Below are 21,442 nucleotides of genomic sequence, written 5' to 3' on the forward strand. Positions count from 1 at the left end.
CTGCGCTCCTCTGCGTGATGGTTGGGTCGGGTTCCGACAGACTGCGTTTTATCATCAGCGGTGGCGCAACACCTTCTTTCCGGACGGACGAGATGGGGCACGAAGCCGATTAGCCCATCTATGCTGACGCTCCTTAGGCGCCCTGTTGAACCGGTCTCGGCGTCACGAACCGGCTCGACGATGAAATGACAATGTCCGTGCGGCGGACATTTCATCGTCTGCGCTTTGTACGCACTCCTTTGCTTTGGCCGCATACGCGGCGCGGCTAACGCCGGAATTGATAAAGTTCTCGGTGGGAAAGGGACCGTAGTAGGGAAGGTTCAGACGGCTCGGGTCTTGAAGCGAGGGTCAGATGCCGCCCATGCACAGATACTTCATCTCCAGATAATCCTCGAGCCCGTGGCGCGACCCCTCCCGCCCAATCCCGGACTGTTTCACTCCGCCGAAAGGGGCTGCCTCAGACGACATTCGCCCGGTATTGATGCCGATCATGCCGTATTCCAGCGCTTCGGCCACACGCCAGACGCGTTGCAGGTTGGAGGCGAAGAAATATGCGGCGAGGCCATAGATCGTGTCGTTGGCCGCGCGCACCACCTGGTCTGGATCTTCGAAGCGGATGATCGGCGCGAGAGGCCCGAAAGTCTCCTCTCGGGCTACCTCCATGTCGCTGGAGATACCGGTCAGCACCGTGGGCTCGAAGAACGTGCCGTGGGAACCGATCCGCTCCCCTCCGCATCGAATGGCGCTGCCCTTCGCCACGGCGTCGGCGACATGCGCCTCGATTTTGGTAAGGGCATGCTTGTCGATCAGCGGCCCGATCGAAACGCCTTCCCCGAAGCCGTCGCCCACCGAAAGCTGACGAACCCGTTCCACGAACTTGTCGACGAACGCGTCATGCACGGCCGACTGGACATAGAGGCGGTTAGCGGAAACGCAGGTCTGGCCCGCATTGCGGAACTTCGCCTGGATCGCGCCATCGACGGCGGCATCGACATCGGCATCGTCGAAGACGATGAAGGGCGCATTGCCGCCGAGTTCGAGGCTGACTTTCTTGATTTGGTCCGAGCACTGGCGCATCAACAGCCGTCCCACCTCGGTTGAACCGGTGAAGCTGATCTTGCGGACTTTCGGGTTGCAGCAGAGTTCGCGCCCCACCGCTTCCCCTTCGGAAGCATAGATGAGGTTCACGACTCCCTCGGGGAAGCCCGCCTGCGCGGCGAGCGCGAACATCGCTCCGGCAACGAGCGGCGTCTGCTCGGCCGGCTTCAGCACGATCGTGCAGCCCGCCGCCAGTGCCGGCGAAATCTTGCGCGCCACCATCGAAGCCGGAAAATTCCAGGGCGTTATCGTTCCAACAACGCCGATCGGCTGCTTGATCACGAACATTCGGCGGTCCGTCGACGGCGCCGAGATCGTCTCGCCGTAAATCCGGTTCGCCTCCTCTGCATACCATTGCAGGTAGGCGGCGGCATGCAGGACCTCGGACCTGGATTCAGCAAGCGGCTTGCCCATCTCGGCGGTGAGGATGGCTGCGAGATCGTCGGTATGGTTGACGATCAGCTCGTGCCAGCGCCACAGGGTGTCACTGCGCTCGCGCGCCGTAAGAGCTGCCCACTGGCCCTGCGCGACATAAGCCTTTTCGATTGCGGCCTGCGTTTCTTCAACGCCCATGTCAGGCAAATCAGCTAGCAACTCGCCGGTCGATGGGTTGAATACCTGGAACTCGATGGTGCCCGTTGGCGCTCCGAGCGCTGGCACGCGGTCGATGGCGCCGAACAGATCCGGGCGTTTCAGGCGATGAGTTAGCGAACGATACAGGGACAACAGCACCCTCCGAAGACTTGCAGAACGAGAGGGCCAAGGCCCACAGAGCGGAAGACCTTTAAGTCAAGCTGAGCAGCTTGCACATAGAGCCTCCGAAGCCAGTCCGCAGCAACCACCATGCGCGCGGGTTCGAGCTGCGACCAAACGACCTTCGACCACGTCTTTGCCTAAAATCGCTCGGCATCTGGTCGACCGTTCACGGTGAGCGGCCCGCGATAACCTGACGCTGATCGGCTATTGTCAGCGCGCCTGCGGTCTTATGAAGGACGCGAGCGTTGTGCTCAAGGCCACGAGCGCGCATACGACCTCCACAGCTCCGCTTAATTCCGGATATCGACAGACAGTTCGGGACTGCACAGTGGAATGCAAGCCATCCCGCCTGCCGAACATAAATGTGTCCTGAAGTTGGCGGCCAGCAGGCTGGTCATCTTAATCTGTTCAGTGCACATGTTGGCAGCATAGGAGGGGGTCGATCCAGTCAGGTCGGCAGCGCGCGCTCTTTCGTCGATGAACTGTTCCAGCATCGCCAAGCGTTCGCTCTCACGTCGTCGTCGGGCGATAGCTTTCTCCTGCAACTGAGCGGTCTGCAGAATCCGGCTGGGATTCAGATCGGGCTCTCGTAACCTTTCACTCAGATGCCGACGGCGGCAATGCCCCAATATGGAAGATGGCCAAGCCTTACCTCTCATTAAACCACCCGATTCCTGCACTGAGAGTTCGCTCAGGGCATGGTGAGCGCGGCTCTGTGTGCTCGGGCAGATCTCCCACTGTTTCTAAATGAATTGACATTAATTCATTTTCCTCGTACTGACTACCTGTCGCTTTGACGGAGAACAAATTGGATGCGCGGAGACACGGCACGAAGGCATGACGCCTGCGCAGACAACTCCTCCTATCCAGGCGCGCTCCTCAATCGGTACGGCCAAATTGGGATGTGTGATCCGTTCGGCGGTGTGGCATGCAGTTGATTGCGCAGGGCCTTGTTCGTCGCTACGGCAACTTCGTCGCTCTGAACGACGTGAACATCGGCGTTGAGGCTGGGGAATTTCTGACCCTTCTCGGCCCCTCAGGATCGGGCAAGACGACCTTCCTGAACATCGTGGCCGGTTTCACCGAGCCGACCTCAGGCAAGCTGCTCCTAGGCGATAATGATATTACCTGTCGTCCTCCGGAGAACCGAAACTTCGGCATGGTTTTTCAGGGCTACGCGCTGTTCCCGAACATGACCGTGTCTGACAATATTGGATTTCCGCTTCGGGTCCGGAAGTGGTCCCCGGACAGGAGAAAGGCGCGCGTTTCCGAACTTCTCGATCGCATCGACCTGGCCGGCCATTCTCACAAGTATCCGCGTCAGTTGAGTGGCGGTCAGCAGCAGCGGGTCGCATTGGCGCGGGCGCTCTCCTTCTCCCCTGAAATATTGCTGCTGGATGAACCACTGTCGGCCCTGGACCTTAGTATGCGCGAGCAGCTGCAGGTCGAGCTGAAGAAGGTGCACGAAGAATTCAAAACCACCTTCATTTTTGTAACGCACGATCAGTCTGAAGCGTTGGCGATGTCGACTCGGATCGCCATCTTCAACAATGGCGAGATTCTGCAGGTTGGTAAGCCCCACGAAGTTTACACACGGCCCTCATCGCGCTTCGTGGCGGAATTCCTTGGCCACTTCAACCTCTTCCCCATCAGGGATGCCGAGCGGTCTGGTGATTGGATCGTCGGCAATTTTGGCGAGCGGGTGCTACGGGCACCGTCTGCCAGCTTCGGTGGGGAATTGCTGCACGGTGTGCGACCGGAGAATGTTTTCGTAAGGACGTCTGAACCGGAAGCGGGATGCAATGGCATTCGCGTCAGGATTCTTGGATGGTCCTATCGTGGCTCTCAGATTGTGCTGAGCGCTGTGAGTGTCGCCGGGCCGGACGACTGTCATGTCCGAATCGTAATGCCGTCCATCACTTGGAACCGGGATCCTGGCAGCTGGGGCGAGATCGTCTGGTTGTCATGGGCCGCAGAAAACTCGATTGTCCTGCCCAAAGCGAGGACAACATCGAGTCGAGTATCGTGTCAATAACGTCAGCAGGGAGAAGACGATGAGCGACATTATTAGAAAAGATTTCTCTGAACTCCTTCAGCAGAGATTCCAAAGGGGTGAGATCGATCGCCGGTCGATGCTTAAAGCGCTGGCGCTGCTGGGGGCCTCGACAATGACGTTGCGTGCTGGCTTGGCTAAGGCGGCTGAGCGCACCTTGGTCCTCGCCAACTACGGGGGCGAAGGCGCTCAGGCAATGGACAAGTTCTTTGCAGCACCATTCACAGCAGCAACCGGCATCGCCGTCAAGGATGATACCTCGGGCCCGTCGGAGGGTACGATCAGAGTTCAGGCTGAGAGTGGCAAAGTCAACTGGGATGTGGTCGACACCGATCCGTTTATTGCCAAGAGCCTTGGTGAGAAGGGCTACATTCGTCCAGTCGACTACAACATCGTCAGCAAAGACAATCTACGGGAAGGGGAAGCAACCAAATACCAAGTGACAGCTTTCTCGGTCGGCCACGTTCTAATCTACGACAAGACAAAATACGGCGACAATCCTCCACGTACCTGGGCGGATTTTTGGGACGTGAAAAAGTACCCGGGCAAGCGCACCTTCTCGAAGTGGATGCACGGTGTACTTGAAGCCGCTCTGATGGCTCAGGGTGCCGCCTACAAAGACATTTATCCGATCGACACCAAGCGCGCGCTGGCCAAGGTAAAGGAATTGATGCCGGACGTGTCCGCAGTTTATTCGAGCGGCGCGGAAAGCCAGCAGATCATGCTAGACCACGAAGCCTCGATGGGCATTCTATGGTCGTCGCGTGCCGCGCTCGTCGCGCGCGACGACCCGGATTTTGAGATCTACTTCCCCGGCGGCTTCGTCATGCACGACAGCTGGGTTGTGATGGAAAACAATCCAGCCGGTGCCGAGGCGGGTATGAAGTTCATCGCCGCAGCTCAGGACCCTAAGGCACAGGTGGAGTTCTTCAAAGCCATCTACGCCGCGCCGGCCAATCCGGCCGCTGCCAAACTGATTCCAGCGGAGTTGAGGCACTACAACGTCACAGATCCGGAGATCTTTGCGACAATGCATGCATTGGATATCGATTGGTACGCTCAAAACTATGCCAGCGTCCTCGAGCAATTCCAATCGACAATCGCGAGCTGATCGTAGTCAGGCCGGCGTAGGGTGCCCCCGAAACCAACCCTACGCCGCATCTGCCCGGCCGACCCCAGGCAGAAACCATCTTCAGAGGTGAGCGTTGGTTTTGAACTCAAGAAAGAGCACGATATGGCTAGCCTTCATAGGACCGCTCTCTTTCGCGATTCTGATCGCCTACATCTTGCCGCTGTTTGGGGAATTGGCATGGAGCGTAACGCTCCCGGAACGCGGTTTGCAAAGTTATATACAACTCACGAACGATGACTATATCCACAGCGTCGTCTTTCGTACGATCAGGGTTTGTTCGATTGCGACCATTGCTTCTGTATTGATTGCCTATCTGCTTGCATATCACTGGGTGTTTGGCCCGCCTGTCAGACGCAAGATCGTCGAGGTGGCGATCCTGTTTCCATTTTGGATCTCCATCCTCGTCAGGACCTTCGGCTGGCTAATGATCCTTCAGCCGCGTGGGGTGTTGAATGAGGTGTTCCACCTCAACGACATCTTGCAATGGCTCGGTATCGGAGAGGTTCGCCTAGTGCGAAACGAGTTTGGGGTGATCGTTGGTATGGCGCACTTCATGGTGCCTTTCGCGGTGTTCCCGATCTCCGCCGTCATGAGACAGATCGACACGCGCATCCTTCTTGCCGCGCGTGGCTTGGGAGCTGGGCCGGTGCGGCGGTTTTTCCATGTCTTTCTGCCGCTCTCCATGCCTGGTCTCGTTGGTGCCTGCTTCGTGGTTTTCGTATTCACGCTTGGCTTCTTCATCACGCCCACCCTGCTCGGTGGCGGGCGCGTCGTGCTGATCGCTGAATATGTCTATACGCAGATTCTGGTGACGCCGAACTGGGGTGTTGCGTCCGCTCTGTCGGTTTTCCTGCTTACGTTCGTTGGCTTGATGGTTTGGCTGTTAATGAAAATCACGCGCATTGAACGGCTGGTGGCCTAGCGATGAAGAGCTCCAATTACAGTCGGGCCTCGACCGTCGCAGTCTATGTGGCGATCACCTTCATGCTCTTCCCCCTGATCGCTGTTGTCCCGGTGTCGTTCACCGGCGGCCATCGGCTGTCGATGCCGAATGGGGACTGGTCGCTGATACACTATCACCAGATTTTTGAGAGTGCCGGCTGGCGACAGGGAGTTTGGACAAGTCTTATCGTTGGCGTGCTAAGCGCCGGTATCGTGACAGTGCTGGCGACCTTGTTCAGCCTCGGCGCGTGGTACAGCGAATCTCGCTGGGTGCGTGGACTGATAGGTATTGTTCTCGCTCCGATGGCGGTCCCGCCGGTGGTGTCCTCGGTCGCCGTCTATTTATTTACGATCAACACAAATCTCTACGACACAATGCTCGGCGTTGTCATTGCACATGCGATTGTCGCGGTACCTTATGCCGTGGTCGTCCTGCTGGTTTCGTTGTCCCAGATCAGTCGTCAGCTCGAAATGGCCGCCCGGGGAATGGGGGCGTCAATCTGGCAGACCACGTTCTGGGTAATACTGCCCAACATCCGCTTCGGCATTGTGGCGGCTGCGTTCTTGTCGTTTATCATGTCATGGGAAGAGATCACACTTACAATCTTTGTGACTTCGACCAATATTCGGACTCTGCCCATACTGATCTGGCAAGGGCTTCGCGACAATATTGACCCATCAATTGCTGCAATCTCTGTCGTGCTTATAGTATTAACCGGTCTTGGAATGCTTGTGCGGTTCTTGATCGAGAGCCATCCTATTCATCAATGAACCAGACGGCGGATCGGCCGCCACCAGGTTTTAGTGGCGCGAACGCTGGGAGTAAGAGGGACAATCAAATGGGTATGCTTCGCAACGCCTTGATGCCAACCGACCGTGAGGTAGAACTGATACGAAAAAAGGCACAATTCGTAAGATTGGAGACGATCCGGCTCATTGAGATTGCTAAAGTCGGACACTACAGCTCGGTATTCTCGGCAGCGGAAATCTTTTCGGTTCTTTATTACGACGTGATGAAGGTCTCAGATGATCCGAAATGGTCCGATCGGGACCGATTTTTGATGGGCAAGGGTCACGCCGCTGTCGGCCTTTTTCCGATACTGGCGGATAAAGGCTGGCTTGAGAAGTCCGCTCTTGACAACTACACCCGTCTAGGAAGCCCGCTCGGCGACCACCCCGACATGCGCAAAGTGCCAGGTATAGACTTTTCGTCCGGTTCCATAGGACACGCTCTGTCCAACGGGTTCGGTATGGCAATGGCTGGTCGCATCCAAGGCCGCGACTTCACCACCTTCGTGCTGCTAGGTGACGGCGAAATGCAGGAGGGACAGGTCTGGGAAGCCGCAACGGCGGCCGGTCACCACAAAACCTCCAAGCTTGTCGCGATCGTTGATCGTAATGGCTACCAGCTCGATGGTTCGGTTGACGAAACGATGGGGGTCGAGCCCCTGGACGACAAATGGCGCGCCTTCGGCTGGGAGGTCCATAAGGTCGATGGCCACAATGTTGTTGAACTCACCACCTTGCTGCGTGAAATCAAAGCCGACAACGAACGGACCAAGCCTTGTTGCATCATCGCGAGCACAAGAAAGGGTAAGGGCGTTTCATACATGGAAAGCGAACCTGGTTGGCACCTGGGCTATCTCGCGCCCGAGGACGCTGAAGCCGCTCGTCAAGAAATTCTGTCGCAGGTAATCTGACAATGACCCTTCTCTCTTCGGCCTCCTGGCAATATCGCGATGTAATCGCCAAAACGCCGGGCCTAGTGCATCTTTCCAAAGCCCTCATTGAACTGACCGAGGACGGCCATCCAGTCGTTGCCGGGTCGGCTGATCTCAGCTATTCCAACGGTCTCGCGCCATACGCAGCCCGCTATCCCGAGCGTTTCATCCAGTTTGGCATCAGCGAGCAGAACATGGTTTCGGCGGCCGCCGGTCTTGCAGCGGCGGGCATGATGCCATTCATTGCCACATTTGCATCCTTTATAGGCCTTCTGGCCTGCGAGCAGATCCGCATGGACGTCGCCTACTGCGCGCAGCCGGTGCGCATGATAGGTCATCACACGGGAATCAGCATGGGTTTCTATGGCACTTCGCATCACGCCACTGAGGATATAGGAACGATGCGCTCAATCGCGGATTTGACGATTGTGTCACCCGCTGACGGCCCCCAGTTCTATGCCGCCCTGAAGGCGTCAGCGCAGCATGACCGGCCGATCTATTTCCGTACTGGTCGCGGCCGCGAGCCAGATCTTTACGATCCGATGACACCCTTCGTCTTTGGCAAGGCGGTCGAGCATTGCAAGGGCGAGGAGCTGACGGTTATCGCCTGCGGTATGCCGGTGTATCCTGCTGCTCAGGTGGTCGCAGCACTCAATGCCCAAGGCCGCTCTATCGGTCTTCTTGATTTTGCAACAGTAAAGCCTGTCGACCGCGAGGCCATTCTTGAGGCTGCGGCTCGCTCGCCGGTAATCCTAACCATTGAAGAACACAACATTCTGGGCGGTCTCGGCGCTGCCGTTGCCGAGGTGCTCGCCGAAGAGGGATCTCCCGCGCGTCTAGTCAGGCATGGTATCCATGACGAGTACGCTCTGATTGCTCCGCCCACTCACCTTTACGCGCATTATCGACTTGATGAGGCAGGCATTGCCGATGTCGTGAGCGGGATCATCGGCTGAGATTGGTTCGGCTGCAACCGGCAAGATACCTGAAACCGAATTTTGGCGAGGGGCCTGAGCAGGTCCCCGCTCTACGGCCAAGATCCTATCTTGAGCAGGTCGAACCAGATCTTGCAATATCATTGCGTCCGTCACTTCAAACCTAGCTGCGTCTTCCTGACGGTCCGTTCGCAGCCGATGTCAGTAGGCGTCTTCGTCAATCAGTTTGACCAGCCAACTCCTGAACTGCGCAACACTGCGGGAATTCCACCTCTCCGCGCGTGTAATCAGTACATAGGGACCCTGTACCGGCCTGACCAGAGGATGTTCGTCTGCGATCACCTCGACCAGACGTCCCCTAGCGATTTCGTCGCCTGCCATAAATCGTGTAGCCAATGCGATGCCCTGGCCCTGTCGTGCCGCCTCCATGGTCAGGGTCGCATGCCACAGCTTCGGGCCCGAGATGCGCTGATGATCGGCAACTCCATTGGCGACGAACCAGGATTGCCAGTCGCCGATATCAGCTTCGTGCAACAGTACATGGTGCAGCAAATCCCTCGCGCCTCGGATCTTCTGGTGCTGTTCCAGATAGTCTGGGCTAGCAACTGGAAACTGGGCCGGCGCGCATAACTCAATAAGCCTCGTGTTGCGTGGTCGCACTACCGAGGCCACGGGAAAATATCGAACGTCGATGTCTGCCTCGTCGGCCCCAAAATCGGGAGAGAAATCCGATGGCCTTAGAACCGCGTCTAAATGGGAATAAGTGGCGCGGAAGCCACCGAAACGTGGGGACAGCCATTGCACGGCAAAGCCGGGTGAGCACCAGATTCTCAGGCGGTTGTCTGTAGCGACGACGGAGGCGCTCGTCGTTGCATCCGCGATGGCATCAAGCGCCGAAGCCAACTGAATATGAAAGCGGAGCCCGACGTCGGTAAGGACGACCCCTTTGCCGGTCTTTTTGATGAGTGTCGTGCCTGTCCAGGCCTCCAGAGCGCGCACATTCCGGCTTACACCGGCGTGATCGAGCGACAGTGCCTCGGCCGCTCGGCGGATTCCGCCAAGCCGCGCAACGGCGTCGAATGCGCGGAGCAACGACATATGGGGCAAGCCTTTGCGTGGCGGCAGAGAGATGTGCGCAGCGGGTGAGGCTTTGATCAAACTAGGTTCGAGTTTGGCTTTTGACGCCGGCATGCTCTGCTCCCGACTAGTGGTGATAAATGATCACCAAACGGAAATCCTTTATCATCTCCCAGTGAGCGAAACCATCAAATACCCTCGCCCCTGAGACGGTTGTGGGAGCAGAAATTGGAACAATTCCCTTATAAGACGAGTTTCTGGGCGCCGACTAATTTGCAGCCCCGGGATCCGTTGGGCGCACGTGACATCACTGTCGATGTCGCCGTGGTCGGCGGCGGTTTTGCCGGGATGTCTGCCGCATACTACATGAAGAGGGCAAAGCCGGACGTAAGTATAGTCGTGCTTGAGAAGGAGCATGTAGGATTTGGGCCCAGCGGCCGCAATTTTGGTGCCGTGGTCCCCGGGTTGCGAGAACTTCGAACGGTCTTTTTGAGCAACTTGGACAAAGTGGAAGAGAGCTTTGCCCAGGCGTGGTATCTGGACGCCCGAAACGAGTTGGAGCGCCGGATTGCTGAGGGTGGGATCGAGTGCGAGTATCGTGCCGAGCCCCTTCTTATGTGCGCCGTCGATCAAGAGGCGCGGGAGGCCCAACTGCGCGAATCAGAGGTTTTGACCGCTCGAGGAACGCCTCACAAACTTCTGAGCCGTCACGAGTTGAAGCAGGCTATGGCCTTGCCGTACGAGGTCTATGGCGGCATCGCGCGGACTGAGTGGCGTGCCGCGCAGCCATTCAAATTGGCGCGGGGTTTCGGCGAGCAATTGCGCTCGATGGGTGTCCCAATCCATGAAAGTACCCACGTCACTGATATCTCCGACGACGGGGCGATCGTGAGGATTGCAACCGTCAGAGGCGGGGTGGTCACAGCCCGGAAGGCCGTGCTCGCGACCAACGCCTACACCAAGCATCTTAAACCATTCGAAGCGCTCATTTTCCCGCGCCACACTCATGTTTTGGCGACCGAGGTTTTGGACCAACAGACATTCGAGTCTTTGGGATTCCGAGAGTACAAGTTCGTCGAAGACGCAGGCCTCACTTTCTACTATGCGCGGGTATATCAGAACCGTTTGTTGATGGGAGGGGGGCCACCATCGCGCGGGCTTTTTACCCCTTCAACCGTGGACATTGACGCTGATCGCGACCAGGTCGAATACCAGCGGATCTATGAAGAAATGCAGCGCCGGTTCCCGATGCTCGCCGGCGTCAAAATCGATGCAGCCTGGGCCGGTCCCACGGATATGACCGATAACTTCATGCCCATTATCGGACAATTGCCCGGGCACCCAAACGTTGTTTCATCGATCGGCTACAATGGCGACGGCCTGTTGAATGCCAGTATGACCGGTCGCATGGTCAAAGGCCTTGTACTGGGAAAGAACTATGCTGAACCCGCAGCTGAACGCATTCGACAGTACATGGCTCGCGCCTGACATTCTGATGGAGAAGGCAGAATGAAAATAAAAGCGCCGTCCCTGCGATTAGACATGGAGCTAGGTGATATCCAGGTTCGAGAGAAGCGTCCTATTATCCTTTGTCGCATGGGCGTTTATGAAGCCACGGCGGAGCTATCTCGGGAGGATATTATAAGGTTTATCAAATGTTTTCTCCGGCCAAGAGTTTGTCTGGCCTATGCCAGGATTGTTTTCGCAATCCGAAAGGACCATGACTGATGATAAGTTGAAGTGTGGACAGTAGGCTCCCGGGTCGTTGCTTTCATGTCATCCATCGCGACGAACGGACATTTGGCTTAGAACAATCTTAGCTTGGAAACAATCTTGACAGGGTCTCCTGTCGCGCCGGTTTATGTGCCGCAGATTTCAAGGAGACCCGCGCAACCCATACCGCCTGCCACGCACATGGTGACGACGGCATATTTCGCTTTTCGGCGCCGTCCCTCAAGCAGAGCGTGCCCGACCATACGCGAGCCGCTCATGCCATATGGATGGCCGATCGAGATCGCGCCGCCATTGACGTTGACCTTGGACGTGTCCAGCCCGAGGCGGGTGATGCAATAGACGGCTTGACTTGCAAAAGCCTCATTAAGTTCCCAAAGGTCGATGTCATTGATGCTGAGCCCGTGTCGCCTCAATAACCGCGGGACCGCGAAAACGGGACCGATGCCCATTTCATCTGGCTCGCAGCCCGCGGACGCAAAGCCTCTGAAGATCCCGATCGGTTCGACATTCCGCCGCCGAGCTTCACGCGCCCGCATGAGGAGGTTCACAGACGCGCCGTCGGATAGCTGGCTCGCATTGCCTGCCGTAACGAAATGCCCTTCCCGCACGGGCTTTAGCTTGGCTAACCCTTCAGCTGTGGTGTCGGGGCGGTTGCCCTCGTCAAGCGCGACACGCACGCGCTCATGATGAGCGGTGCCGGTCTTTTGATCTGCCACTAGCTTTTCAGCGTCAATAGCTACTATCTCATCTGCGAACTTCCCGGCCTGTTGCGCCGCGAAGGTGCGTCTTTGGCTCTCCAGAGCGAATTCGTCCTGTTGGTCCCGGCCGATGCTATAGCGTTCGGCCACAATGTCGGCAGTCTCGACCATACTGTGGTAAAGTTCGGGTTTATGGTCCTCGAGCCACTTGTTGCGCAGCCGGTTTCGGTTGGCCGTGGAACTCACGAGACTAATAGATTCCACCCCGCCCGCGATGGCCACAGGGACTTTGTCGAAGCCAATTCGCCACGCAGCGGCTGCGATCGACTCCAGGCCCGAGGCGCAGAATCGACTGACAACGGTGCCGGCCGTGCAGACCGACAGGCCTGCACGCAGGGCGGAGGCCCGGGCAATATTGCCGCCCGTGGCGCCCTCGGGGTACCCGCAACCCATAACGATCTCTTCGATCTCGTCGGCGGCAGTATTCCCCCGACGCAAGACTTCGCGGATCAGAGGATGCACGAGGTCTACACCGGCTGTGTTATTGAAGGCTCCGCGGCCGGCCCTGCCGATCGGGGTGCGCGCGGTGGCTACGACAACTGCTTCGTCCATCTAATGACCTTTCTCCCGCGATCGATCAGGCAACGGCCGACCGCCTTTGCCAGCTTATGGCATGAGACCGAGTTCAGTGCAGCCGGGCGCCAGCGACTTCGGCCAGGAATGGAGCGGTCACGGAAAACGCGCAGGGCGCCATGCAAGAACATCGCTTCAGGGGGTGTACGAAATTCGCCTGGCAGGCGAGTGGGCTCACGGTTCGATCATGTCAGGCTAGTGCACCGCCGTCGGCGAGCGGACCATTGAGCGTGATGAGGGCGCGCAAGTGATGGTTCCCATCGCCATATGTCGCCTCAAGCGCCTTGAGATGCTTAAGGTGGTGGCCCACGGCATACTCCATCGTCATACCGATGCCACCGTGCATCTGAATCGCCTGCTCGGCGACGAAGAGGCTGTTGCGACAAACCTCGACCTTGGTAGCGCTGATCGCGCGCCGCCGGGCGCTCTCGTTTTCAGCCTCGGCCATGATCGCCGCATGAAATACCATCGAGCGTGTCTGCTCGACTGCGACAACCATCTCCGAAGCGCGATGCTGCAGCACTTGGAACTCGCCGATCGGGCGCCCGAACTGACTACGCGTTTTGAGGTATTTCACTGTCATGTCCAGGGCTGCCTGCATTGAACCGAGTGCTTCCGCGGACTGCGCCGCGATCGTCTCGTCCACCACTGTTTCGATGAGGCGGATCGCTTGACCGGGCTCGCCGAGTACGTCGGTGGCCAAAAGGGCAACATTCTCAAATCGCACGTTTGCGGCACATCGACCATCCGTTCGACCAAACGGAGCGACTGTCACCCCGGGCGCATCGGCGCTCACAAGAAACAGCGCCAAGCCGTCCCGGTCGCGCCGGTTGCCGGACACGCGCGCACTGACGATGTACTCCTGTGCTGATTCAGCATTGATCACCATCACCTTCTCGCCGTTCAGACACCAGCCTTCGCCCAACGATTGGGCCGTGGTGGTCACGTCATGCAAGTCGTAGCGCGAGTGGCGTTCGGCCTGCGCGAAGGACATGAGGTATCCGCCGCTAATTATCTTCGGTATGCGGGCGAGCCGCTGTTCCTCGCTGGCCCCCCGACGCAAGAAACCACCGGCTGTGATAACTGTTTCAATCCAGGGTTCGACGACCAAGTGCGTGCCCAGCCGTTCGGCAACGATCATTGCCTCGACTGCACCACCACCGAAACCACCATGCTGCTCCGAGAAGCTGATCCCGAGAAGCCCCAATTCAGCAAAAGACGCCCAAATCTCTTTTGAAAAGCCCTTTTTCTCGCGGCTGTAGGCAGCGCGCTGCTCAAAACGATACCTGTCTGCCAGCAGCCGAGTCAGCGTATTCTTGAGCAAATCCTGTTCTTCGCTCAGCTCAAAATTCATTTTGGTCAAAGCTCCAGAAATTGCTTGGCAATGATCGTTTTCTGAATCTCGTTCGACCCACCGTAGATACTCAGCTTGCGCATATTGTAGTAGTTAGGATGAGCCTCGAGCAGCCAGGATTCGAAGTTCGAAGTGGCTTCGACAGGCAGGGCAAGTCCTTGCGGCCCTGCGGCCTCGACATAGAGCGCACTGATAGCTTGGTGTATCTCAGAGCCGCGAATTTTCAGAACCGACGATGCGGGGTTCGGCTTGCGCTTTGTAATGTCAACCTTGTCCTCGGCGAGCACCCGCATTGTGGTCATCTCAAGCGCTTTCAACTGCACCTCAAGATCCACAAGTCGGACAAGAAAGTCGTAGTCTTCAATCAGGGGTCGTCCACCTTTCTCGATCGTGCACGCGCGCTCGCGCAGTGTACGCAAACGCTCCTTTGAGGGGCCGATTTTCGCATGACCGGTGCGCTCGTTGGACAAGAGCAGCTTGGCGCAGTCCCAGCCGTGGTTCTCTTGACCGACGAGGTTTTCGATCGGCACCTGTACGTCGTCGAAGAAGACTTCATTGACTTCGTGAAAACTGTCGATGGTGATCGTTGGGCGAACCGTGACGCCCGGCGATTTCATATCGATCAGGAGAAATGATATTCCTTGCTGCGGTTTTGACGCCTTGGAGTCTGTGCGCACAAGCATGAAAATCCAGTCGGCGTACTGGGCCTTGGTGGTCCATGCTTTTTGGCCGTTAACGATGTAGCGATCGCCATCGCGCACCGCCGTGCAACGCAGGTTGGCAAGATCCGAGCCCGCGCCCGGTTCCGAAAAACCCTGACACCACCAATCGTCGAGATTCGCCATCCGGGGCAGGAAACGCGTCTTCTGTTCTTCGTTCCCAAAAGCGATCAGGATTGGCCCGCACATGTCAGTGTTGAAGGCCAGAAGGCTCGGAGCCGGAGCCTTCTCCATCTCTTCCCGCAGGATATAGAGCCGCATGGCACTCCAGCCTTTGCCGCCCCATTCCTTCGGCCAGTGCGGTACCGCCCAGCCCTTTGCATTCAGGCACTTCTGCCAATGCCGGATCATGTCGGCTGTCGGATGCTTGCCGTCCAACATATGCTTGCGGGTAGCTTCGGGGAGGTTCTCCTCGACGAAAGTTCGAACCTCCTCGCGGAAAGCGATCTCTTCAGGACTGTAGCTAATGTCCATACTCACTTCTCCACGCTAGCGGAGCGGCTGTTAGCGGATGCCCCACGCTGCGCCTCCTCTTGCTGCAAAGCCAATTTTGAGAGCTTTCCGACATTGGTGCGTGGAAGACGATCACGAAATTCGATGGCTTGTGGGAATTCATACCTGCCCAACCGAGACGACAGGAATGTACTCAGCGCTGGAAGGTCAAACCCGGTCGCGCCGGGTTTCAGAGCTATAAATGCTTTGGCTACCTGGCCGCGATATTCGTCCGGAATGCCTATAACGATACATTCTGCAACATCGGGATGCTCGAAGATCGCTTCCTCGATGTGGCGCGGATAGACGTTGAACCCACCGGATAGGATCATGTCCTTTCTCCGGTCGGTCAAGAAGACATAACCCTGTTCGCTGATGTAACCCACATCACCAGTGTAGAAGTAGTCATCCACGAAGTCGTTGCGCCGCTCGTCTTCGCGGTCCCAATACGCGTGGAAAAGGTTGGGCGCGCGCATTCGGATTTCCCCAGTCTGGCCGCAAGGCACAAGGCGGGTGCGCTCATCGAGGTCGACCACCTGCAGCTCGATGCCCGGCAATGGTAGACCGATCGAACCATGGTGGATTGGCCCCCCTGGAATATGCTGGCAGCCGATCGCGCCGGTCTCAGACATACCCCAGCCAGGATGGATCACTTGGCCAGTGAGGCGTTCAAAGTCGCGAGCCACCTGAGCGGGTAGTGGGGCGCCGCCGGACGTCACGAATGTCAGCGCGGACAAGTCGCGCGACGCAAGCTGCGCGTCGGCGAGCATACCGATAAACATCGTCGGCACGCCGTGGAAGATATTGATCTTATTTGCGACCATCTCATCGAGCGCGGCCGCCGCATCGAAACGCTGGCGCAGGTAGATGGTGTTCCCGCGCCCCAGGTGCCGGGTGAGCATCGTCAACGCGAATGCGTGGAACAGGGGTAGGTAAATTAGGGCCCGCTCGCCGCCGGGCGCCGTTACTTTGCGTACCGTCTGCCAGTAGGCGGAAATTTCGGCAGCGGCGACAAGATTGTGATGGCTGAGAGCGGCGCCCTTGGGCAGGCCAGTGGTGCCACCAGTGTACTGCAGTACAGCAATCTTGGACGGATCGACCTTGACTGGTTCCGACAGCGGTGAGCCATTCATCAGGTCTGCCAAGGCTATCAGGTCGGCGGGGCAGGGGGCGTCCACCTTGTTGTCATGCACGTTCGCGTTGGCAACGATAACCTTATCGACCAGGCCAGCCGTTCGGAAATGCATGGCCTTGCCAATGAAGTCCGGTGTTCCGATCGTTAAGACGACCCGCCCTCCGGAGTCGCGCAGCTTGTGCTCGAGCTCGCGAATGGAATCCATCGGGCTGAGCTGTACCACGCGTAGCCCTGCGCAAGCAGCGGCAAAAAAGCAAATCGGGTGCCATGGCGTGTTCGGCAACAAGAGTGCAAGACCACTCTTCAGCTCGTCCATTGCATGGAAACCTGCCGCTGCCCTAAGGACCCTATCGCCTAATTCACGGTAAGAGATGATGGTCTTCCCGTCGTCTAGCGCGGGGCGGTCGCCGAATTGATGGGCCGCGCGCACAATGTATTCGCCCAGGCTGCAGGTATGGATCTCATGATCCCAACGGATTTTCGTTGGATAGGATTTCTCCCACGCAAAGGGCCGGCCCACAGAAACCTGCGCCATCATCTGCCTGTCGTGCTCTTAGCTCGGGAGATGCCCGCGGCCAGGCCGCCTTCCCGCATCTTGCGATACTCGTCACTGACATGCGAGAGCTGGTGGGTGTCGAAATGGGCGTCCAGAGCATTTCGGAAGCCCTGGATGTCGGCCGTGCGCTTGAGCGACCGCTTCACCAGCTTGGTAGCAAAGGGATATGCGCCAGCCACTTTGTCGGCCAACTCGCTTGTGGCAGTCTCGAGCTCGGCTCGTCGAACAAGTCTGTTGATCATTCCAAGCCGCAGTGCTTCCTCGGCAGGCATACGGCGGCCAGTCAACAGGAATTCATGGGCGGCGCGCAGGCCCATGACCCATGGGTGCACCAGGACTTCCACCGCTGCTGACGCAAGGCTGTGGCAGACCGGATCAGCAAAGAAAGCGTCGTCAGAAGCGACTATCATGTCGCACATGTTTGCAACTATGAATGCGCCTGCCACGCAAGCACCTTGAACCGACGCGATTGTCGGCTTCGGACAGTCCCAAATGCGCAGGGCATAGTCGTAGTAGCGCTGCTCCTCGTAAGCGTAACGTTGTTCCACCGTGAGATTCGCCCGGTTGATCTGAGCCTCCTTGAGGTCATGGCCGGCCGAGAAGTGGTCGCCCTTGCCGGCAAGGACGATCACGCGCACCTCCTCGTCCCCGATGGCCTCGATCAGAGCCTGATCCATTTCGTCAAGCAGCAACTGGCTCTCTGCATTGCGCGCATTAGGTCGGTTATGAAAGATCCATGCGCTGGGACCTCGTTTCTCTACCGAGATACACTCATACGTCATCGCGATGGAAGCCTTTCATAGGTGTTCGCCGAAGATGAAATGAATTTATTTAATTGTCAAGCCGTGAGATTGTTATGAGAGCCCAAACCCTGAATTCGGGCAGCGGGCGCGTCGCGCGGCCAGTGAATGTCATGGTCATCCAGTAGCGGTCCGGCACGCTGGCTTGGCTGAGCCTCGTGGTTACGGCCCGGTGTCATCTTGCGACCGTCCGGTTTCATTGATGAAAAGCGAGCTTCGCCGGATCTAGATGGAGCTAGTTGTGTAGCCTCAACACGGGCGCATTGTCGATGCAGACGTGGGCGAAATCCCAGCCGACACCGAGATTGTGATCGCGCCAGTCAGCTAGGTACCAAAGATGGTGCGGTCCTGTGCGCACCCATTTGCAGTCCAGCCGAGGCGCGTGACCACGCGCTCAATGCGCTACGCCTGATCCGCATCAACTGTTCGACCCGAAAGCCGCACCACCATCTCGTTCAGCGTGATGGCTTGCGTCCTCAGCATCGTCGGGTCAATGGGGATGTTGAATCGCTGCCGATGTGGCCAATGCCAGATCAATTGATCCATCGAGCCATGCACGTTCTCTGGCGCAAATAGAACAAGGTAGCTTGCTTGCGCGGCGAAGCCCATCCGTCCTAGCTTTTTTGCGTGACGAAACGCGACTCGAGGTAAGCCTCGATCGCTTCTGAGCCGCCTTCGGTGCCGAAACCGGAATCTTTGATGCCCCCGAATGGCACTTCCGGTAGCGCAAATCCGAGATGATTGATTGTGATCATGCCGGATTCTACTTCGGCGCGCAGCCGGGCCGAGATGCTTGGGTTGTTGGTGTAGGCGTAAGCAGCAAGACCGTAGGACAGTCGGTTCGCCTCGCTAATCGCGGCATCGATGGTTTCGAATCGGTTGATGACAGCAATGGGGCCAAAAGGTTCTTCGTTCATGATCCTCGTTTCGATGGGCACATCAATCAGAACAGTAGGTTCGAAAAACCATCCTGCATTGCCGATGCGCTTGCCACCCGTTGCAAGGGTTGCTCCTTTCGCCAGCGCATCAGAAATAAGCGCTTCGAGTGCTGGGATACGGCGCTCGTTGGCCAAAGGCCCCATGTCCGTTTCGCGTTCGAGGCCGCTGCCGACCTTTAGCTTGCGTGCGAAGTCCACGAACCTCGACGTGAACTTCTCAGCCATGGCGCCTTCAACCAGGAAGCGCGTAGGAGAGACGCAGGTCTGGCCCGCGTTTCTGAACTTATGTGTTGCGATTTGCTGTACTGTACTATCCAGGTTCACGTCGGCAGCCACGATGACTGGCGCATGCCCCCCCAGTTCCATAGTGATGCGCTTCATATGCGCACCCGCCAGAGCGGCCAAGTGTTTGCCCACGGCAGTCGAGCCCGTAAAGCTAACTTTGCGTATCACCGGGTGCGGAACAAGGTACTGTGAGATGTCGCTGGGGGTGCCGAAAACCAGGTTCAGAACCCCTGCAGGGACGCCTGAATCAGCAAAGCAAGCCACCAGGGCGGCGACCGACGCTGGCGTCTCCTCTGGACCCTTGATTATGATAGCGCAACCTGCAGCCAGCGCGGCGGCGATCTTGCGTATCGCCTGGTTTATGGGAAAATTCCAAGGCGTGAAGGCGGCAACCGGACCAACCGGCACCTTGAAAGTCATCTGGACCACGTCGGGCGCGCGTGGCGGAATGATCTGGCCATAGGCACGCAGCCCTTCGTTAGCAAACCAGTCGATGATGTCTGCCCCAAGGAGCGTCTCGCCTTCGGCTTGGGCCAACGGCTTGCCGTTCTCGTGCACCATTGTCACGGCGATCTCGTCAACGCGCTCTCGCAGGAGGCATGCCGCCTTACGCATAATCACCGCCCGGTCCCAGGCGGAGACCCTACGCCACGCTGCAAAGCCGCGAGCGACCGCGGCCAATGCCTCATCCAAGTCGACATTGGTGGCCTTGGCGACAGTTCCGATCTGTCGCTCGTTGGCAGGGTTCAGGACCGGTATGGTTTCACCGGCCGCGCCTGCACGCCAACTGCCATCGATGAAAAGAAGAGTGTTCTGCCAAGCGGTCATGAGCTTCCGTCGTCCAAGGTAATTTGCCGGTACGGTGACAGTTCGGGTTGAGCTGCATCACATTGCAATGCCGGCACGCCAGCACCTCATGAAACCCGAACTGTCGCCCTTTGCGCCGTCAGGCTGGAACTGCGCCTCTGGCCACCACCTCGGCCATTGCGCCATCAGCCGCTTCGACCGCGCGGTCAATATCGGCGGGTTGATGGGCCGCGCAGAGGAACATGTTGTGCTTGGGGTGGAAATAGACCCCCCGCCGCAGGGCTGCCTCACAGAAGGCAATGCCTAACTTCAAGTCCTTGTCTCCTTCAAACAGGACCATCGGCATTGCAGTCGGGCCAGACTGATCGAGCTTTAGGCAATGGCGCTTGGCGGCTTCCTCCAAACCGTCGCGAAGGCGCTGGCCCATCGCCGCAGTGTGTGCGATCGCATCCGTGTCACGCAGGATCTTGATGGTGGTGACTGCAGCAGCCATTGGGGCTGCGCCATACCAGAAGGAACCGGTCACAAATATCTTCGAGGCCCCCTCGCGGAACTTTTCGTTTCCTAGCACCGCGCCAAGCGGCCACCCGTTTGCAATCGCCTTGGAGTAGCAGGCAAGGTCAGGGATGACTCCAGTTTCGGCCCAACTGCCACGAACGTTCAGACGAAACCCAGCGCGCACGTCGTCAAGAATAAGCGCGGAGCCGGCACGGTCACAAATTTCGCGCGCCTTCTCCAGGAAGGGAATCGTTGGCATCTGCTGGTAGACCGCCAAATGATGATGATAAGGGGTCATCATGATTCCCGCGAGATCGTCACCGGCTTGCGCGGTGGCGGCTTGGAGGCTTTCGATGTCGTTAAATTCAAATGTAATGATGTGAGCGCGATCCTCGGCTGTGACACCCACGATCGAGGGGGAGCACCACGGAACAGCACCGTGATAGGCGCTTTTCGCGACAAGGATTTTTCGTTTCCCGGTTGCGGCGCGGGCGATGGTAACGGCGGTCGTGGTTGCGTCGGTGCCATTCTTCTGGAACATCGCCCACGCGGCTCCATCGACAGTATCGACGAGGAGCTCGGCAAGGTCCACCAGAACTTCGGCTGGGCCGTTGCCGGCATCCATGCGCTTCATTTGCTCCAGAGCGGCTTGGTCGACTTCGGGATGATGGTAGCCCAGCACGTTAGGCCCCCAGGCGCACATAAAATCGATGTATTCGTTCCCGTCGACGTCCCACACCCGGCAACCATCCGCGCGCGCGAAAAACTGCGGATATTCCGGCGCGATCAGACGCACGGCCATATGGCCCCATATCCCGTTCGGGATGACCTGCAAGGAACGTGCGCGCAGGCTGCGATCACGGCTGTTGGGGAGTGCTTCAGTCATCTCAAATCCTTGGTGCGTGAGCTAAGCGATACGTAGGCGGGCGGCTGTTCACCCTCCTGCTCCATCGCGGCTCACGTTTCCGGGCGACTAAGCAGGCACACAACTAGACCCGCCTAATGAAATGAATTAACTTCAATTTGTCAAGCCTGGGATTCGTCTGTAGGCTGCACGTTGGCGTTTTGATTCAAAGCGA

The 21,442-nt window shown here is 57.9% G+C and carries 17 protein-coding genes; 7 read left to right on the plus strand and 10 right to left on the minus strand.

The features are described from left to right. Positions 1-348 precede the first annotated feature (348 nt). Positions 349-1,779, minus strand: a complete 1,431-nt coding sequence (locus tag PU724_RS28300; RefSeq protein ID WP_426213706.1) for an NAD-dependent succinate-semialdehyde dehydrogenase — start codon at positions 1,777-1,779, stop codon at positions 349-351. A gap of 1,003 nt (positions 1,780-2,782) precedes the next feature. Here PU724_RS28300 and PU724_RS28305 point away from each other — a divergent pair. From PU724_RS28305 to PU724_RS28330, 6 genes are all read left to right on the plus strand, one after another. Beyond that, complete coding sequence (locus tag PU724_RS28305) at positions 2,783-3,889, plus strand: ABC transporter ATP-binding protein (protein ID WP_354424906.1); 1,107 nt, start codon at positions 2,783-2,785, stop codon at positions 3,887-3,889. A 19-nt stretch (positions 3,890-3,908) separates the two neighbouring features. Next, complete coding sequence (locus PU724_RS28310; protein WP_354424904.1) at positions 3,909-5,018, plus strand: ABC transporter substrate-binding protein; 1,110 nt, start codon at positions 3,909-3,911, stop codon at positions 5,016-5,018. A 100-nt stretch (positions 5,019-5,118) separates the two neighbouring features. Then, positions 5,119-5,961: an ABC transporter permease gene (locus PU724_RS28315; RefSeq protein ID WP_354424903.1), complete on the plus strand. Its 843-nt coding sequence runs from the start codon at positions 5,119-5,121 to the stop codon at positions 5,959-5,961. 2 nt (positions 5,962-5,963) lie between these two features. Further along, on the plus strand, positions 5,964-6,752 hold the full coding sequence (locus tag PU724_RS28320) for an ABC transporter permease (RefSeq protein WP_354424901.1): 789 nt from the start codon (positions 5,964-5,966) through the stop codon (positions 6,750-6,752). Positions 6,753-6,826: 74 nt separating this feature from the next. After that, positions 6,827-7,681, plus strand: a complete 855-nt coding sequence (locus tag PU724_RS28325) for a transketolase (RefSeq protein WP_426213707.1) — start codon at positions 6,827-6,829, stop codon at positions 7,679-7,681. 2 nt (positions 7,682-7,683) lie between these two features. Beyond that, positions 7,684-8,658: a transketolase family protein gene (locus PU724_RS28330; protein WP_354424897.1), complete on the plus strand. Its 975-nt coding sequence runs from the start codon at positions 7,684-7,686 to the stop codon at positions 8,656-8,658. Between the two features lie 180 nt (positions 8,659-8,838). Here PU724_RS28330 and PU724_RS28335 read toward each other — a convergent pair whose 3' ends face one another. Continuing rightward, entirely contained in the window at positions 8,839-9,828 is a 990-nt protein-coding gene (locus PU724_RS28335; RefSeq protein ID WP_354424895.1) for a LysR substrate-binding domain-containing protein, read from the minus strand. Between the two features lie 114 nt (positions 9,829-9,942). On the opposite strand from PU724_RS28335, the gene PU724_RS28340 reads away from it, so the two are divergent. Further along, on the plus strand, positions 9,943-11,202 hold the full coding sequence (locus PU724_RS28340; protein WP_354424893.1) for an NAD(P)/FAD-dependent oxidoreductase: 1,260 nt from the start codon (positions 9,943-9,945) through the stop codon (positions 11,200-11,202). A 371-nt stretch (positions 11,203-11,573) separates the two neighbouring features. Here the strand turns inward: PU724_RS28340 and PU724_RS28345 are convergent, their stop codons facing one another. The 8 genes from PU724_RS28345 to PU724_RS28380 form a co-directional block, all read right to left on the minus strand. Then, entirely contained in the window at positions 11,574-12,758 is a 1,185-nt protein-coding gene (locus PU724_RS28345) for an acetyl-CoA C-acyltransferase (protein WP_354424891.1), read from the minus strand. Positions 12,759-12,969: 211 nt separating this feature from the next. Further along, entirely contained in the window at positions 12,970-14,133 is a 1,164-nt protein-coding gene (locus PU724_RS28350; protein ID WP_354424889.1) for an acyl-CoA dehydrogenase family protein, read from the minus strand. A 5-nt stretch (positions 14,134-14,138) separates the two neighbouring features. Beyond that, positions 14,139-15,326, minus strand: coding sequence for an acyl-CoA dehydrogenase family protein (locus PU724_RS28355; protein ID WP_354424887.1), 1,188 nt, complete (start codon positions 15,324-15,326; stop codon positions 14,139-14,141). 2 nt (positions 15,327-15,328) lie between these two features. Beyond that, the gene (locus tag PU724_RS28360) at positions 15,329-17,017 is read right to left on the minus strand and encodes an AMP-binding protein (protein WP_354424885.1); all 1,689 of its coding nucleotides are present in this window, start codon (positions 17,015-17,017) and stop codon (positions 15,329-15,331) included. Further along, entirely contained in the window at positions 17,014-17,817 is an 804-nt protein-coding gene (locus PU724_RS28365) for an enoyl-CoA hydratase (RefSeq protein ID WP_354424883.1), read from the minus strand. The genes PU724_RS28360 and PU724_RS28365 overlap by 4 nt, the downstream gene beginning before the upstream one ends. A gap of 420 nt (positions 17,818-18,237) precedes the next feature. Then, positions 18,238-18,444, minus strand: a complete 207-nt coding sequence (locus tag PU724_RS28370) for a hypothetical protein (RefSeq protein ID WP_354424881.1) — start codon at positions 18,442-18,444, stop codon at positions 18,238-18,240. A gap of 5 nt (positions 18,445-18,449) precedes the next feature. After that, positions 18,450-19,886: an NAD-dependent succinate-semialdehyde dehydrogenase gene (locus PU724_RS28375; protein ID WP_354424879.1), complete on the minus strand. Its 1,437-nt coding sequence runs from the start codon at positions 19,884-19,886 to the stop codon at positions 18,450-18,452. 118 nt (positions 19,887-20,004) lie between these two features. Continuing rightward, positions 20,005-21,249, minus strand: coding sequence for an aminotransferase class III-fold pyridoxal phosphate-dependent enzyme (locus PU724_RS28380; protein WP_354424877.1), 1,245 nt, complete (start codon positions 21,247-21,249; stop codon positions 20,005-20,007). Between the last annotated feature and the right edge of the window lie 193 nt (positions 21,250-21,442).

The organism is Mesorhizobium abyssinicae (assembly GCF_049887195.1).
Classification (GTDB): Bacteria; Pseudomonadota; Alphaproteobacteria; order Rhizobiales; family Rhizobiaceae; genus Mesorhizobium; species Mesorhizobium abyssinicae.